This window comes from Anaerotruncus massiliensis (ex Togo et al. 2026) (assembly GCF_900199635.1).
Classification (GTDB): domain Bacteria; phylum Bacillota; class Clostridia; order Oscillospirales; family Ruminococcaceae; genus Anaerotruncus; species Anaerotruncus massiliensis.
The window spans coordinates 455,916-472,580 of sequence record NZ_LT962687.1 but is presented as its reverse complement, the minus strand read 5'-3'; the positions used below and the strand labels follow the sequence as shown (position 1 = coordinate 472,580).

Below are 16,665 nucleotides of genomic sequence, written 5' to 3'. Positions count from 1 at the left end.
ACCAACAAAAAAAGGCGCACCCCAAAGGTGCGCCTTTTGCATTCGCAGTCCTATGCTTCCACAATGAAGCCCTTGACTTCCTTCAAAAACTCCGGGCAGTTGTCGGCGTAGATCTCCATCTTGATCGGCTTGGCGAGATCGAGGGAAAAGATTCCCATGATGGATTTCGCGTCGACGGCATAGCGTCCGGACACAAGGTCCACGTCGAAATCATATTTCGAAACGGTATTCACGAAGTTTTTCACGTCATTGATGGTGTCAAGTTTGATGACTACAGATTTCATGTCGATGTCCTCCTTCTTCTTGACATATTACTAATTTATGTTTTTACTACATTCTCACTATATCAGCGGGGTTTCTTTAAGTCAACTGCTAATTGTAATTGTTCCGAAAATTCATTATAATATGTGTATCATTGGAAAAAACGCCTTTGGATACTGTGCAACTTGCACATGAAAATTATTCCTGTTTTGGACGGAGTGTATAAATGAAAGCCGCTTTTTACACCCTTGGCTGCAAAGTGAACCAATATGAAGCGCAGATTCTCGAGCAGCTTTTTTCCGCCGCTGGCTATGAGATCGTCCCCCATACGGAGCCTGCCGACGTCTATGTGATCAACTCCTGCACCGTCACCGCGACGGGCGACCAGAAGACCCGCCGGATGCTGCGCCATCTGAAGTCGCAGAACCCGGACGCGGTCGTCGCGCTGACCGGCTGCTACCCCCAGGCCTTCCCCGACGCCGCCGACCGTCTGCCCGAGGCGGACGTCGTCACCGGCGCGCGCGGCCGGGAACGGCTCACCGCGCTCGTGGAGCGGGCCCGCGTCACCGGGGAGCGGATTGTCGACATCCGCCCGCACGAGCGGGGGGAGTCCTTCGAGCCGATGCGCGCCGAGCAGTTTTCCGAACGCACCCGCGCGTTCGTCAAGATCGAGGACGGGTGCGAGCGCTACTGCGCCTACTGCATCATCCCCACCGCGCGCGGGCCGGTCCGCTCCAAAAAGCCGGACGAGCTGCGCGCCGAGCTCGAGGGGCTCGCGAAGGCGGGCTACCGGGAGGCGGTGCTCGTGGGCATCAACCTCTCCTGCTACGGAAAGGACCTCGGCCTGCGGCTGATCGACGCGGTCGAGCTCGCCTGCTCGGTCGAGGGGATCGAGCGGGTGCGGCTGGGCTCCCTCGAGCCCGAGCTGCTCACCGACGGAGATATCGAGCGGATGTCCCGCCAGCCGAAGCTCTGCCCCCAGTTCCATCTCTCCCTCCAGAGCGGCTGCGACGCGACCCTCAAACGCATGAACCGCCATTACGACGCCGTCGAATATGCCCGCATCGCCGGGAGCCTGCGGCGGCATTTCGACAACTGTGCCGTCACGACCGACATCATGGTCGGCTTCCCCGGCGAGGACGAGGCGGAGTTCGCGCAGTCGCTCGCCTTCGCGGAGGAGATCGCGCTCGCCAAGGCGCACGTCTTCGCCTACTCCCGCCGGCCCGGCACCCACGCCGCGGACATGCCCGGTCAGGTGCCCCGCGCCGTCAAGGAGGCCCGCTCGGCCCGGATGATCGAGACCACCCTGCGCACCCGCGCCGCCTTCCTCGCCGCGCAGGTGGGGAGCAGGCAGCCCGTCCTCTTCGAGAGCCGGACCGCGGACGGGATGCAGGAGGGCTACACCCCCAACTACACCCCCGTGCGGGTGCGCGCGGACGAGCCGCTCGCCGGGAGCATCCGGGAGGTGCGAATCGTTTCCGCGCACGGGGACTGGTGCGAAGGGGAGCTCCCGTCCCAACCACCCACCGCTGTCAATCAGAAAGAAGGCGCCCTATGAACGATACCCTCAAACGCTTTGAAAGCTGCCTCACCGGGGACTTCGACAACTCCGCGCAGATCGCCGCCCAGCAGGCGGCCGGGAAGGTCACCCACCCCGCCGCGCGGCACGTCAGCCGCAACGTCAACGGCAGGGTCGACCACCTGCCCGCGGACCCCGGCGGCTTTTTCGTGCTGGAGGAGAGCTATTACACCCGGGACGGCCGGACCAACGCGATGCCGCACCTGTTTTTCTTCTCCTCCGACGCGCCCGGGCGCGTCAAACTCGACTCCTACGACCTGCCGAAGGACCTTCCCCGCGCGGAGCTTGTCAACGGCAACCCCGCCCTGCGCTTTGACTACCGCGGGCTTTCCCGTTCGGAGACGTTCACTCCCCTCGTCTATCAGGAGGATGAGCGGGGCGTTTTTTACGGCCGGTGCGTCAGCCGGCTTTCCGCCGACACCACCCTCACGCTGGAGGAGTGGATCGGCCCCGAGGTCCTGCTTGTCACAGAGATTCTGGAGAAGGCGGGCCGCGTCCTGGTGGGCGTGCCTTCCCCCATTGAATACCGCCGTATTACAAAATAAACGATCTGGAGGAGCACCAATGAGCGTTTACCGAATCTACGTGGAGAAAAAACCGGAGTTTGCCGTGGAGGCGGCCGGAGTCCTCAGCGACCTGCGCACCGTGCTGATGCTCGACTGCGTCAAGGGCGTGCGCATCCTCAATCGCTACGACGTTGAAGGGATCGACCGGGCCGACTTCGACGCCGCGCGCGGCACGATCTTTTCCGAGCCGCAGGTCGACGTGACCTACGACGAGCTCCCCCCCGCCGCGCCGGGCGAAGAGGTCTTCGCGGTCGAGTACCTGCCCGGCCAGTTCGACCAGCGCGCCGATTCCTGCGCCCAGTGCATCTCCCTCGCCACCTCCAAGGAACAGCCGATCGTGCGTTCCGCGCGGGTGTACATCCTCTCGGGCGGCATCCCGGCGGACGCGCTCGACGCGGTCAAGAACTATCTCGTCAACCCGGTGGAAAGCCGCCTCGCGTCGCTCGAGCTGCCCGAAACGCTCGACGTCAAATACGACATCCCCACGACGGTGGAAACACTCGACGGCTTCACCGCGCTCGACGCGGCGGGGCTTGCGGACTTCGTCTCCCGCTACGGGCTCGCGATGGACACCGACGACATCGCCTTCTGCCAGGACTACTTTAAAAACACCGAGCGCCGCGACCCGACCATCACCGAGATCCGCATGATCGACACCTACTGGTCGGACCACTGCCGCCACACGACCTTCCTCACCAACCTGAAAAACGTGAAGGTCGAGACCCCCTACATCAAAAAGAGCTTTGAAAAATACCTCGCCCTGCGGGACAAGCTCTATGCCGGGAAAGAGAAGCCGATGACGCTGATGGACCTCGCGGTGATCGGCGCGAAGGCGCTTAAGGCGGAGGGGAAGCTCCCCGACCTCGACGAGAGCGAGGAGATCAACGCCTGCTCGGTGAAAATCAAGGTGAATGTGGACGGCGGGGAGCAGGACTGGCTGCTCATGTTTAAAAACGAGACGCACAACCACCCGACCGAGATCGAGCCGTTCGGCGGCGCGGCCACCTGTCTGGGCGGCGCGATCCGCGACCCGCTCTCGGGGCGCAGCTATGTCTATCAGGCGATGCGCGTGACGGGCGCGGCCGACCCGACGGTTCCCCTCTCCGAGACGATGAAGGGCAAGCTCCCCCAGCGCAAGATCACGACGACGGCCGCGGCGGGCTACTCCTCCTACGGCAACCAGATCGGGCTCGCGACCGGGCATGTGGCGGAGGTCTACCACCCCGGCTACGCGGCCAAGCGGATGGAGATCGGCGCCGTGGTGGGCGCGACGCCCGCCGACCACGTGGTGCGCGACCGTCCCGATCCGGGCGACATCGTCATCCTGCTCGGCGGGCGTACCGGCCGGGACGGCTGCGGCGGCGCGACCGGCTCCTCCAAGAGCCACACCCTCTCCTCGCTCGAGAGCTGCGGCGCGGAGGTGCAGAAGGGCAATCCGCCCATCGAGCGCAAGCTCCAGCGCCTCTTCCGCGACGGGGAGGTGACCCGCATGATCCGCCGCTGCAACGACTTCGGCGCGGGCGGCGTGTCGGTGGCGATCGGCGAATTGGCCGACGGCCTGCGCATCAACCTCGACGCGGTCCCCAAGAAGTACGACGGCCTCGACGGCACCGAGCTGGCGATCTCCGAATCGCAGGAGCGCATGGCCGTCGTCGTCGCGCCGGAAAACGTGGATCAATTCATCGGCCGCGCCCACGCGGAAAACCTCGAGGCCACCGTCGTCGCCGAGGTGACCGCCGAACCCCGTCTCGTGATGGAGTGGAACGGGCGGCGGATCGTCGACCTCTCCCGCGCGTTCCTCAACTCCAACGGCGCGGTCAAATACACCGACGTGGAGATCACCGCCCCGCGCGAGTTCGAGCGGCTGCGTTCCACCGCCCCGATGAAGGAAAAGTGGACCGCGATGATGGAAAACCTCAACGTCTGCTCCCAGAAGGGGCTGGTCGAGCGGTTCGACTCGACGATCGGCGCAGGCACCGTGCTGCTGCCCTTCGGCGGCGTGCGCCAGCTCACCCCCGCGCAGGCGATGGCCGCGAAAATCCCCGTCCTGCACGGCGAGACGACGACCGCCTCGCTGATGGGCTGGGGCTTCAACCCCGACCGCTCGGCCGCCAGCCCCTACCACGGCGCGGTCTGCGCGGTGGTCGAATCGGTCGCCAAGGTGGTCGCCGCGGGCGGCAGTTATCACAAATGCTGGCTCACCTTCCAGGAGTACTTCGAGCGCACCAAGAACGACCCCAGGCGCTGGGGCAAGCCGATGGCCGCCCTGCTCGGCGCGCTCGAGGCCCAGCTCGGCCTCGGCATCGGCTCGATCGGCGGCAAGGACTCGATGTCCGGCACCTTTGAGGAGATCGACGTGCCGCCCACCCTCGTCTCCTTCGCCGTCTCGGTGGCCAAAACCGGGAACATCATCTCCCCCGAGTTCAAGGAGGCGGGCCACAAGGTCTACCTGATCGCGCCCGCCTACGACGAGAACCAGCTCCCCAAATTTGAGAGCGTCAAGGCGGTCTTCGACGAGGTGGAGCGGCTGGTCGCCGAAAAGGAGGCGGTCTCCGTCTGGGCAATCGGGTACGGCGGCGTCTGCGAGGGCGTCACCAAGATGTGCTTCGGCAACGGGCTCGGCTTCGACTTCTCCGCCACCTTCGACGACGCGGCCCTCTTCGAGCCGCTCTACGGCGGATTCCTTATCGAGGCGTCCGAGCCGATCGCCGGCCTGCCCTGCATCGGTTCCGTCTCCCCCGCCTATGCCATCCGCTACGGCTTCGACCTCATCCCGCTCGATGACATTCAGGATAGCTGGGAGGATAAATTACAAAAAGTATTCCCCTATCTCTCTCCGAGCAGCGACGGCCCCGTGCCCGCATACAACTATGAATCGAGGGGCAAACTTACCGCGTCGGTAAAAACCGCCCGCCCGCGGGTGCTCATCCCCGTCTTCCCCGGCACCAACTGCGAGTACGACACCGCACGTGCCTTTGAGCGCGCCGGCGCCGACGCGGAGGTCTTCGTCGTGCGCAACCTCTCCGCCGCCGACATCGCCGAAAGCGTCGCGGCCTTCGCGGACACAATCGCGCGGTCGCAGATCATCGCGCTGCCGGGCGGCTTCTCGGGCGGCGACGAGCCGGACGGCTCGGCCAAGTTCATCATCTCCTTCCTGCGCAACCCGCGCATCCGCGACGCGGTCCACGAGCTCCTCAAAAACCGCGACGGCCTCATGCTGGGCATCTGCAACGGCTTCCAGGCGCTCGTCAAGCTCGGGCTCGTCCCCTACGGCGAAATCCGCGACATGGATGAAAGCTGCGCGACCCTGACCTATAACTCGGTCGGCCGCCACCAGAGCATGCTGGTGCGCACCCGCGTCGCCTCCAACAAGTCCCCCTGGCTCGCCGACATGAAGCCGGGCGACATCCACACGATCGCAATCTCCCACGGCGAAGGACGGTTCGTCGCGCCGCAGGCGCTCATCGACCGGCTCGCCGAAAACGGCCAGATCGCCACCCAGTACGTCGACCTCGACGGCAATCCGACCGGGGATATCCGCTTCAATCCCAACAACTCCTACTGCGCCATCGAGGGCATCACCTCCCCCGACGGCCGCGTCTTCGGAAAGATGGGGCACACCGAGCGGTATGTCGACGGGCTCTATAAGAATGTCGGCGGCAACTGCTTCCAAGACCTCTTCGGCAATGCGGTAAGATACTTCCGCTGATTTTCTGTTGCTTGCCGCTCGGGGAGCGGCGGGGCTTGCCGGTAGTCGACCGGCGGCGCTTCTTAGGTTTTCCGCCCGAGGGCCGGAGGGCTTGTCGGCTACCCGCCGACAGGGGGCCTTCTTAGGTTTGCCGCTCGGGGAGCGGCGGAGCCTGCCGGGTCCCGCCCCGGCGGGCGGCCCCATTTCTTGTACGGACAAGAAATGGGGAAAAGAAACCGCAGGGGGCTTGAAGCGGCCTGCCTGGGCTGCGCCCGGAGCGCGCTATGCGCGACGGCCGATCTCCGCCTAAGAGCCGCCTTCGGCGGTTGGCCTCCGAAACGCGGTCTGCGGACCGCAGTCGCGGGCGCTCCGCCCCGCGCCCCCGGCTTGAGTCCGCTACGCGGACCCGGCCCTGCGGGCCGGATTCTCTATAAGGTTGGCCTACGGCCAAATCCTTGACCCCCAGGCCGCGACGGCCTGCGGCCTTAAAGGTCGCGGCCCCGCACCACGGATCGAAGGACCAGTCTACAGCAACCCATCAGCCGCCGCGCCGCAGGCGCAACGCCTCTGCCCGAGAGCCCCAGGAGCCGTACCGGGCGTGCGCACGGGGAGGCATACTCCCAACGACAAGTGCCGCAGCACGCGCTTTGGCTTGTCCAAACGCGGGGGCAGTTGCGGTCAGGGGCCGCAACTGACGTGCGCCTCGACGCCTCTGCCGGCGAGCCCCCGGAATGCTCTTACCGGTGCGTCCGGGGAGATACGACCTTCCCCGGGCGGCGCGCCGCGCAGTTTTCCGCTTCCTTGTGGGAGCGGCGAGGCAAAACCAGAAGAAAGGATGCGAACCGCGATGGCCGAGCAGAAAAAGGGCCGCTGGAAGTGGCGGCTCACGGCGGTCGCCGCCGTGGCCGTCGCGGGCGCGCTCCTCTATCTGACCTGGCGGTACTACCCGGTGATCAAGGGCCTTATGGAGCCGGAGAACATGGCCCGCTTTCAGGAAAAGCTGCAATCCTTCGGCATGCTCGGCGTGCTGGCGCTCATCGGGATCCAGACGGTGCAGGTGGTTTCGGGCGTCATCCCCGCACTGCCCATCCAGATCGCGGCGGGACTCACCTACGGGGCGTTCGGCGGCCTGTTCGTCTGCCTGGCCGGGATTTTCATCGGCAGTACGATTGTCTTCCTCGTCGTCAAGCGGTACGGTCAGCCCGTCGTCGACCGGATGTTCCCCAGGAAAGAGCAGGAGAAGCTCTCCTTCCTGCGGGACGCCGGCAAGCTGGAGAAGATCGTCTTTATCCTCTACCTCATCCCCGCGATGCCCAAGGACGTCTTCACCTATCTCGCCGCCCTCACCCCGCTCGACTTCAAGCGCTTTATCCTGATTTCAATGGCCGCGCGCGCCCCGATGATTTTATGCGACACCTTCGCGAGCGGCACCCTCATCGAGGGAGATTACCGGAAATCCATCGTCATCTTCTGCGTCGCCGCCGCGATCGGCATCTGCGGCATGATCTTCAGCCCCAAAATCTTGCAAAGGCTCCGCGACCGAAAACAGAAGTAGCAAAAGGCCCGCCAATTGGCGGGCCTTTTAAATTAGGTCGATTTTCCCCTAACGGGAACTCCTATTTCTGTTACAATCCTGTTGGAGGTCACAGCTTTGGATCGCAACCGCATTAAATGCCGCCTGTCCTGTAACGAGCAGCTGCTTCGACAGGCACTTGACAAGCCAAGCCGCAAACTGCTTCTGCGCATCATCGACGACCTAAACCTCTTATCCGAACTGGGCAGCGAGAAAGCCTATCGCGACGGCATCCGGCAGGGAATTCACCTCATGTCTGATGAGGATGTTTAGTCCGCCCAGAAGTTGAGGGGACTTTTATCGCATCCCTTCGGGACGCTTTAGGGGAGCCGCCTTCGGCGGCATGGATTGCCGGGTCCCGCCCCGGCGGGCTTAGATTTCCCGCCCGAGAGGCGGAGGGCTTGCCGGTAGTCGACCGGCGGCGACCCCATTTCTTGTGCGGACAAGAAATGGGGGAAAGAAACCGCAAGGGGCTGTGCCCCCTTGACCCCCGCGCCGCCTCCGGTTGGCCTGCGGCCAAAGTCGGCGGCGCCCCGTCCACGGATTAGCGGACGAGCCTACAGCATCCCGCCCGCCGCCGCGCCGCGGGCGCAATGCCTCTGCCGGCGAGCCTCCGGAACCGTACCGGGGGTGCTTCCGGGGAGGTGCGGCCGCTTTTGCGTGGCACGCAGCGCCCACGGGGAGGCGGAAAACTGCACGGCTTCGCCGCGCACGCGCAAAACGCGCGAACGCCCGGAACGGGCGTTGTTTTCCGCCGCATGGTTTTGGAGAGCCATTCGGCTTCATCTATTGGGTGCGCCCGCAACCTGAATTGAGCCCTCAGCTGGTGTACCTGTGGGGAGTGACGGCAACCGGCGGGTACTGGCAAGGTACTCCCGGAGATTCCAAAGGACCCGGCGGAGGGTCCTTTGGCGCCCTTCTTTGGTTACTTTCTTTGGCGCAAAGAAAGTAACCCGCCTGCCGGGGCGGGACCCGGCAACTCCGCCGCTCCCCGAGCGGCAAATCACTTCGCCGCTGCAAGCTCCCCTGTATTCTCGATTTCGGAGATCATGTCCACCCGGACCTGATGGCGGCCGCCCTCATAGGCGGCGCCCAGCCACTCGTCCACGATCATCTTCGCGGTCTCGACGCCGATGACCCGAGCGCCGAAGGCGATGATGTTGGTATTGTTGTGCTGCTTGGAGAGCTTGGCCGAATAGGGCTCGCTGCACACGCAGGCGCGGATGCCCTTGACCTTGTTGGCGGCCAGCGAGATGCCCACGCCGGTGCCGCAGATGAGCACGCCGCCGTCGACCTCGCCCGCGGCCACCAGCTTCGCGACCTTGTAGCCGCTGACGGGGTAGTTGAACCGCTCGGTGCTGTTGGTGCCGACGTCGACGACCTCGATGCCCTTCTCCTCGAGATAGGCCTTGATCTCCCGTTTCATCTCGACCGCGACGTGGTCGTTTCCAATGGCAAGTTTCATGGCGAGTTCCTCCATTCTGAAATCACAAGCCCGGGCCCGCGCAAAACCGCGCCGCCCGGGCTGTTTTGTTTCGTTTACAGGTAGCTGGGGTCCGCCAGCCGCTTTTCGGCGTAGATGGCCGCGCCGACCGGGCCGTTGGCCTGGTTGGGACGCGAATAGCGGAGGTCGAGCGTCCGCTCGGGGTAGGGCTTGCGGGCGTAGCGGTGCACCGCTTCCTCCAGTGCGCCGCGCGGGAAGCCCTCCATCTGGAGCAGGCCGCCCCCCAGGATGACGCAGTCGGGGTCGAAGAGGTTGGCCTCCGCCGCGACCGCCTGTCCCATGCCCTCGAGGAAGTCCTGCATGACGCAGGAATCCATGTGCCGGGCGAAAAGCTGGTTGATCGGGGTGCCGGGGAAATGCTGCGCCTGGATCCGTTCGAGCGCGATGCCCGAGACGACCGTCTCCATACAGCTCACATTGCCGCACATGCACACCCGCTTGTTGCCGTAGACGGGCAGGTGTCCGAGCTCCGCGGCGACGCCGTTGCGGCCCAGCAGGATCTTTCCGTTGACCATCACGGCGTTGCCGATGCCGGTGCCGAAATAGATGCCCGCCACGCAGTCCTGCGCGGTGACGCCGAGGTCCTCGAGGTCGAAGAGCAGCAGGTAGTTGACGTCCCGGTTGATGAAGACCGGGATGCCGAGCGCGGATTCGAGCGCGTCGACGACGGCGAAATCGTCCGGGATGCAGGCGATGTTCGGGGTCTGCACCACGACGGTGCGCGCGCGGTTGATGGTGGAGGGAAAGCCGATCGAGACGGCCTTGGGCATCTTTCCGCCGAGGTTGCGCCCGCAGTAGCCGCGGATGCACGCGGCCAGCTTCTGCGCGGGGTCGCAGTCCTCCAGGAAGGTATCCCGCGTGCTCTGCCGCTCGAACGCCGACAGCCGGTGCGACCCGTCCACCAGGCCGAACCGCATATTCGTGCCGCCGATATCAATCCCGAGCACATACGCTTCCGATCCGTTCATGGTCTGGCCTCCCGTTCACAGTTTGACGCCGGTTTCTTCCTCAAACTGTCCTTTCATCTTGTCATATGCGGCCGCGAGGTCCGCGTCCAGGCTGAAGAGCCCCGAGGTGCCGAGGATAAAGGTCTCCGCGCCCGCGTCATAGAGCCGCTTGAAGGTTTTCTTATTGCAGGAGCCGTCGATCATGATCCGGTAATGCCAGCCGTTTTCCTCCCGCAGGCGCTTGGCCTCGGCGATCTTGTCGAGCATCTCGGTGATGAACGGCTGCCCCGCGAAGCCCACGTCCACCGTCATCAGCGTGAGCACGTCGATGCGGTTGAGGTAGTGCTTGCAATAGGAGAGCGGGGTCGCCGGGTTGAGGGTGACGCCCACCTTGCAGCCCGCGTCCCTGATGTGGTTGAGGGTGCGGAAGCAGTCGGTGTTGATCGTCTCCGCGTGGGGGCTGATGAGCGCCGCGCCCGCCTGGGCGCAGGCGTCGATCCAGTCGTTGGGGTTGGTGGTCATCAGGTGGACGTCCATCGGCTTTTTCGCCACCCGCGCGCAGGCCCGCATGAAATCGGGACTGAGGGTGATGTTCTTGCAGTAGTGGCCGTCCATGATATCGATGTGGTAGCCGTCGGCCTTCTGGTCGAGCACCTCGATCTGATGCTTGATGTCCAGGAAATCCATGCACATCAGGCTCACGGAAAATTCAGGTTTCATGATAACAAGTACCTCCGACAAATCTATAGGTCCCCCGCCCCGGCGGGCGGGGCGGGAGTGGGGAAAATCGGGAGCGCGCCGGTCAGTTCTTCCTGCTCGCGCCGAAGAACCGGTCGAGGGTCACGGCCAGGATGAGCAGGCAGCCCATCGCCAGTTGCTGGTAGTAGCTGGAGACGCCGACCATGTTGAGGCCGTTGTTGATGACGCCGATGATCAGGCCGCCGATGACGACTTTGGGGATCTTGCCGACGCCGCCGAAGAAGGAGGCGCCGCCGATGATGACGGCCTCGATGGCGAAGGTCTCGTAGCCGGTGCCGGCGTTGGGCTCGGCGGCGGCGAGGCGGGCGATGTTGACCATGCCGGCCAGCGCCGCGCAGACGCCCGAGATCGAGAACGCGAGGATGGTGTGCTTTTTGACGGTGATGCCGGCGTACCAGGCGGACTGCGAGTTGCCGCCGAGGGCGTAGAGGTTGCGGCCGCACTGGCATTTGGTCGTCAGGAAGGTGAGCACCGTCGCGGTGATGAGCGCCACGAGGATGGGCACCGGGACGACGCCGAACAGCTTGCCGCCCATCGTCTTGGAGAAAGCCACCGGCAGGCCGGAGACGGCGCGCGCGTCGGTGATGATGTAGACGAGGCTGCGCAGGATGGCCTGGGTGCCCAGCGTAATGATGAAGGGGGGCAGGCCGGTGGCGGTGACGAGCACGCCGTTTAAGAAGCCGATGAAGGCGCCGAACAGCAGCACGCCGACGAGGATGGCGACGACCGGGTGAAACCCGGCGTTGACCATCAGCTGCGCGGTGAGCGCGCCGGAGAGGGCCATGATCGAGCTGACGCTCAGGTCGATGCCGCCGAGCAGGATGGCAAAGAATTCGCCCAGGCCCAGCAGGATGGTGATCGAGCTCTGCTCCATCACCTTGACGAGGTTGCCGCCCGTCAAAAAGGTGGTGGGCCGCAGGATTCCGAATACGACGACCATGATCGCGAGGATCGTGATCGTGCTGTAGCGATCCCAGTAATCGCTGAAGGTGAAGGACCGTTTCGTGATCGTTTTCAACTTGCTCTCCTCCCGTGTCATGCAGTTTCGCCGGTAGCGGCCTTCGCGAGCTTTTCCTCGGTCGCGTCCGCCACTTCGTAGATTTCTGTGATCCTGCCGTCCGCCATGACGGCGATCCGGTCGCAGAGGCCGAGCAGCTCCGGCATTTCGCTGGAGACCACGATGACCCCGATTCCTCCGTCGGCAAGCCCGCGCATCAGCTTGTAGATCTCGCTCTTGGTCCCGACGTCGATGCCCTTGGTGGGCTCGTCGAAGATGAGCAGCTTGACGCCGGCCGCCATCCATTTGCCGAGGATGACCTTCTGCTGGTTGCCGCCCGAGAGCTGCGAGGTGAGCTGCTCGAGGGAGGCGCATTTGATCTGGATGTCCGCGCGCTCCTTTTCGGCGAGCCGCTGCTCCTCGGCGTTGTTGGTCAGCCCCAGCATCCCGTCGAGGGAGGAGCGCTTGAGCTGGTAGGCGATGGAGATGTTGCGCTTGTTGCTGAAGTTCTGGAAAAAGCCCGTTTCACGGCGGTTCTCGGTCACCATCCCGATCCCCTGGCGCAACGCCTGGTAGGGGTTCTTGATCGTGAGCCGCCTGCCTTCGAGCCACACTTCGCCCGAGGCCTTGGGCGCGGCGCCGTAGATGGCGCACATCGTCTCGCTGCGCCCCGCGCCGACGAGCCCCGAGAACCCGAGGATCTCGCCCCGGCGCAGGCTGAAGGAGATGTCCTTCGCCCTGCCGTCCTTGCGGGTGAGGTTTTTGCATTCGAACATCACGTCGCCGAATTCGTAGTGCTCCTCCGGCTTGTGCTGGTAGGTGCCCTTGATCTCGCGTCCGACCATCAGCCGGACCATGTCGTCGGTGGTGAGGTCGGCCACCTGGTAGGTGCCCACATAGCCGCCGTCCTTCATGATCGTGATGCGGTCGCCGATTTCGGCGATCTCGGAGAGCTTGTGGGAGATGAACACCACGCCCTTGCCCTCTTCCTTGAGCTGGCGGATGATGACGAAGAGCTTCTGGACCTCCTCCTCGGTCAGCGAGGAGGTCGGTTCGTCCATGACGATGACCTTCGCGTTAAAGGCAACCGACTTGGCGATCTCGACCATCTGCTTTTCACTGATGCTCAGGTCGCCCACGCTGGTGGTCGGCTTGCGGTTCGTGAGGTTGACCTTTTTGAGCAGTTCCTCGGTGCGTGCGTTCATTTCGGCGTAGTCGACCACGGCCAGCGGGCCCGCGTGCTTCATCGGCAGGCGGCCCATGAAGATGTTTTCGCGGATGTCCAGCCAGTTGACCACGCTCAGCTCCTGGTAGATGATGCTGATGCCGCCCTCGGCGGACAGGTGCGGCGTGAGGTGGGAATACTCCTTGCCCTCCAGCACGATGGTCCCACCGTCCGGCCTGTAGGCGCCGCTGAGCACCTTCATCAGGGTCGATTTCCCGGCGCCGTTCTCTCCCAGCAGGACATGCACCTCGCCGGGGCGCACGTCAAAGTTGATGCGGTCCAGCGCCACAACGCCAGGAAAGCGTTTGGTGATTTCTTTCATTTGGATGATGGGTTCCAATCGCGCCCTCCCCTTTCAAAGAGATGATCATTTCCGGCACCGCCGCCAGACGCGGTCAGCTGGGCAGGCGCCCCGCCGGGGGCGCGGTGCCTGCCACTCGCAGCGCCTGACGCAGCGCCGCCCCCTGCGGGGCGGCGGCGGCGCGTCTGCGTCGGGTGATTACTTGATATACTCGGAGGCGTTCTCGCTGGTGATGAGGATCGCGTCGATGCCGTAGACCGGGACTTCGGCGCCGGGCTCCATCGCCGCGTCGTTCTCAACGGCCTCGACCATCAGCTGCAGGCCCTTCGCGCCGACGGCGGCGGGGTCCTGCGCGACGGTGGCGGCGAGCTTGCCGTCCGCGACGGACTGGATCGCATCGTCGTTGCCGTCGGTGCCGCAGACCTTGATGTCCTTGCCGGAAGCCTCGACAGCCTCCTGCACGCCCATCGCCATGGTGTCGTTGCAGCAGTAGATCGCCTTGAGGTCGGGATGCGCGGTGATGTAGTTGGTGGCGACGTCATACGCCTTGGTGCGGTCCCAGTCGGCCGGCTGGCTCTCAACGATCGTGAGGCCCGCGGCTTCAAAGGCGGCCTTCGCGCCGTCGCGGCGGTTCTCACCGGAAACCGCGCCGGCCTTGCCCTCGACGATGGCGACTTCACCGGCGCCGCCGATCTGCTCGATCAGGTACTCGGCGCCGAGTTTGCCGACCGCCACGTTGTCGGTGGCGACATAAGCGGTGCAGGCGCCGCCCAGCTCGGCGAGCGCGTCCATATTGACCTTCTCGTCGATGTTGACGATCTTGATGCCCTTGGAGGTCGCATCAGCAATCGCGTTGTTCAGGTTCACGTCGGAGATCGGAGCCACGCCGATCGCCTTATAGCCGGTGGAGATGGCGTTCTCGAGCAGGGTGACCTGTCCCTCGACGTCGTCCTCGGTGTTGGCGGCGTAGATGTCGACCTTGATGCCCATCTTGTCGGCCTCGGCCTGGATGCCGTCGCGCATGGTCTGCCAGAACTGGCTGGAGAGAACCTTCAGGACAACGGCGTATTCCGCCTTGCCCTCGGCGGCCGGGGCGCTCTCGGCGGGAGCCGCGTCGGTGCTCGAAGCCTCAGCCGCGGGCTGGGAAGGCTGGGCGGGGGTGGACCCGCAGGCCGCCAGGCTCAGACCGATTGCCATAGCCAAAAGAATCGCGATGATCTTTTTCATTGAATTTCCTCCTAACATGTTGTCCCGTCCCGGTCGGGGCGGAAAGTGTCGAAAACGGGTAATCGTTTTCTCACTGCATCCCAAATATAATATTTCGCCAGTTGAATGTCAACCGCGTGGAATCAATTTCATCGATTTGATGGGTAATCGTTTGCTCATCTTGTGCAAATTACCCGGATTGATTACAAAAGCGTAACAAAAAACGGGCGCCGCCCAAAGGCGGCGCCCGTTTGATCACCTTTTTCCCGTCACCGGCGGGTGGAATTCCGCACCGTCAGCGTCACGGGCAGCCGGTAGTGGCTGCGCTCGGGGCGCTCCCCGCGCATCATCTGGAAGAGCAGCTCGGTGGCCAGCCGCGACATCTCCGCCACGTCCTGGTGCACGCTCGTGAGCCCGGGGCCGCACGCCTCGGCGAGCTGGCAGTCGTCGAACCCGGTCACCAAGACGTCGCGCGGCACCGAAAGCCCGTGCTCGCGCAGCGCGATGACCGCTCCCGCGGCCATCGTGTCGGTGGTGGACATGACGGCGTCGAACGCCACCCCGCCGTCGAGCAGGTCGGCGACCGCCTTGCGCGCGCCGTCGATCGAGACGGCGTCGAGGTTGATGCGCAGGGCCTCTTCCTCCTCCACGCCCGCCTCCCCGATCGCCCGCTGGAAGCCCCTGTACCGGGCGAGCTGGTTGGAGTCGTTGCCGAGGCATTTGAGGATGAGGATGTGCCGGCAGCCCGCGCCCAGCAGCTCCCGCGTGGCGAGGTAGCCCCCCTGGGTGTTGTCCGACTCGATCATCACGCCCTCCCCGCGCTCCTTTTCGCTGCGGGAGGGGCGGTCGACGTAGACCACCGGCAGGCTGTCCAGCTCGGTGTAGTTGCGGGTGCTGGAGATCAGCACGATCCCGCTGACGTTCTGGGCGGTCAGCGACCGGATGTGCTTCTTTTCCAGCGAGGAGGATTCGTTGGTGTTGCAGATCAGGCAGGAGTAGCCCCGCCGGGTGAACTCCATCTCAAGGTGGAGCACCACGTTGGCGAAATGCGGGTTGGTGATGTCCGGCACCACCACGCCGATGACGCGCGTGCGGCTGGTGCGCAGCCCCTTGGCGCTCATGTTCGGGGTGTAGTCGTTCTGCCGGATGACCCGGAGCACCCGCTCCTCCGTCTCCTTGGAGAACCGCCCGTTCTGGTTGATGACGCGGGAGACCGTTGCGGTCGAAACGCCGGCCAGCCGGGCGATCTCCTTGATGCTTTTGGCTTTTTCCACACCTGTCCCTCCCGATCCGCGCCGGAAACGCTCATTTCCGAACAGTATACGCGCTGTGCGGGCGTTTTGCAAGTCCCCCGCGGCTTTCGCTATTTCATCCCCTTGAGGGGCAGAATCTCCTGGTAGACGGCGTGGTACATCGGCGGGATGACCTTGTCGAGGTGGATGCTCCCGAAGAACCAGTGCTTGTAGCGCACCGTCTGGGAGACCTCGTCGAGGAACGCCTCCAGCTGGTTCACGTGGTCGCGGTCCATGTTGAGGAACCCGTTGACCGTGTTGGAGGCCGAATGGGTGATGATGTAGTCGACGACGTTGCCGCGGGCCGCCAGGTTCTCCCGCGCGTGCGCGAGCTCCTCCGGGTCGGGCAACTCGCCCGGCCACCAGCTCGCGCCGGGGACGCGCGCGTCCGAATCGGAGCTCTCCCCGCCCCCGAAGGTGAAGACCTCGTCGCTTTCGATCGTGTAGATCTCGCCGCGGAGCAGCTGGTGGCATTTGCCGCTGATTTGCCGCGCCTTCCCGCCGCAGAAGTCGACGACCGGGTAACCCGCGAGCAGGTCGAGGTTGTCGTGGGTGCCCTCGACGAAGAGGACGTTGTAGCGGCGCTTGCCCAGCCATTTGAGCACCCGCTGTTCCTTCTTGGAGCCGTCCCACACAAAGCCGAAATCGCCGCAGACGATCAGCGTGTCGCCCTTTTTGAGCTTTTTGGCGGCCTTTCCCTTGAAGCGGCCGAGGTCGGCGTGGACATCTCCCGTCACATAAATCATAGATCGTTTCCCCCGTGGATG

The 16,665-nt window shown here is 64.3% G+C and carries 14 protein-coding genes; 5 read left to right on the top strand and 9 right to left on the bottom strand.

All coding sequences use genetic code 11. The features are described 5' to 3' along the window. Window positions 1-50: 50 nt before the first annotated feature. Window positions 51-284, bottom strand: a complete 234-nt coding sequence (locus C1A13_RS02775) for an HPr family phosphocarrier protein (RefSeq protein ID WP_101548864.1) — start codon at window positions 282-284, stop codon at window positions 51-53. 203 nt (window positions 285-487) lie between these two features. On the opposite strand from C1A13_RS02775, the gene mtaB reads away from it, so the two are divergent. From mtaB to C1A13_RS02750, 5 genes are all read left to right on the top strand, one after another. Next, window positions 488-1,819 (top strand): tRNA (N(6)-L-threonylcarbamoyladenosine(37)-C(2))-methylthiotransferase MtaB, encoded by a 1,332-nt coding sequence (gene mtaB / locus C1A13_RS02770; RefSeq protein ID WP_101548862.1) that lies wholly within the window; start codon window positions 488-490, stop codon window positions 1,817-1,819. Next, entirely contained in the window at window positions 1,816-2,385 is a 570-nt protein-coding gene (locus tag C1A13_RS02765) for a hypothetical protein (RefSeq protein WP_101548860.1), read from the top strand. The genes mtaB and C1A13_RS02765 overlap by 4 nt, the downstream gene beginning before the upstream one ends. A gap of 19 nt (window positions 2,386-2,404) precedes the next feature. Continuing rightward, entirely contained in the window at window positions 2,405-6,115 is a 3,711-nt protein-coding gene (locus tag C1A13_RS02760) for a phosphoribosylformylglycinamidine synthase (protein ID WP_101548858.1), read from the top strand. 826 nt (window positions 6,116-6,941) lie between these two features. Further along, entirely contained in the window at window positions 6,942-7,649 is a 708-nt protein-coding gene (locus C1A13_RS02755) for a TVP38/TMEM64 family protein (protein WP_172439139.1), read from the top strand. A gap of 96 nt (window positions 7,650-7,745) precedes the next feature. Then, window positions 7,746-7,940, top strand: coding sequence for a hypothetical protein (locus C1A13_RS02750; protein WP_101548854.1), 195 nt, complete (start codon window positions 7,746-7,748; stop codon window positions 7,938-7,940). A 730-nt stretch (window positions 7,941-8,670) separates the two neighbouring features. On the opposite strand, the gene rpiB is transcribed toward C1A13_RS02750, so the two are convergent. The 8 genes from rpiB to C1A13_RS14605 form a co-directional block, all read right to left on the bottom strand. Further along, the gene (rpiB, locus tag C1A13_RS02745) at window positions 8,671-9,132 is read right to left on the bottom strand and encodes a ribose 5-phosphate isomerase B (protein WP_101548852.1); all 462 of its coding nucleotides are present in this window, start codon (window positions 9,130-9,132) and stop codon (window positions 8,671-8,673) included. 74 nt (window positions 9,133-9,206) lie between these two features. After that, entirely contained in the window at window positions 9,207-10,139 is a 933-nt protein-coding gene (alsK, locus tag C1A13_RS02740; RefSeq protein ID WP_101548849.1) for an allose kinase, read from the bottom strand. A 15-nt stretch (window positions 10,140-10,154) separates the two neighbouring features. After that, on the bottom strand, window positions 10,155-10,838 hold the full coding sequence (gene alsE / locus C1A13_RS02735; protein WP_101548847.1) for a D-allulose 6-phosphate 3-epimerase: 684 nt from the start codon (window positions 10,836-10,838) through the stop codon (window positions 10,155-10,157). Window positions 10,839-10,920: 82 nt separating this feature from the next. Then, entirely contained in the window at window positions 10,921-11,895 is a 975-nt protein-coding gene (alsC, locus tag C1A13_RS02730; protein WP_242970804.1) for a D-allose ABC transporter permease, read from the bottom strand. A 17-nt stretch (window positions 11,896-11,912) separates the two neighbouring features. Further along, entirely contained in the window at window positions 11,913-13,439 is a 1,527-nt protein-coding gene (locus C1A13_RS02725) for a sugar ABC transporter ATP-binding protein (RefSeq protein WP_101548843.1), read from the bottom strand. A 159-nt stretch (window positions 13,440-13,598) separates the two neighbouring features. Further along, on the bottom strand, window positions 13,599-14,627 hold the full coding sequence (gene alsB / locus C1A13_RS02720; protein ID WP_101548841.1) for a D-allose transporter substrate-binding protein: 1,029 nt from the start codon (window positions 14,625-14,627) through the stop codon (window positions 13,599-13,601). A 248-nt stretch (window positions 14,628-14,875) separates the two neighbouring features. Next, window positions 14,876-15,880 (bottom strand): LacI family DNA-binding transcriptional regulator, encoded by a 1,005-nt coding sequence (locus C1A13_RS02715; protein WP_172439138.1) that lies wholly within the window; start codon window positions 15,878-15,880, stop codon window positions 14,876-14,878. An 89-nt stretch (window positions 15,881-15,969) separates the two neighbouring features. Further along, window positions 15,970-16,644, bottom strand: a complete 675-nt coding sequence (locus tag C1A13_RS14605) for a metallophosphoesterase (RefSeq protein ID WP_146021671.1) — start codon at window positions 16,642-16,644, stop codon at window positions 15,970-15,972. Window positions 16,645-16,665: the final 21 nt, after the last annotated feature.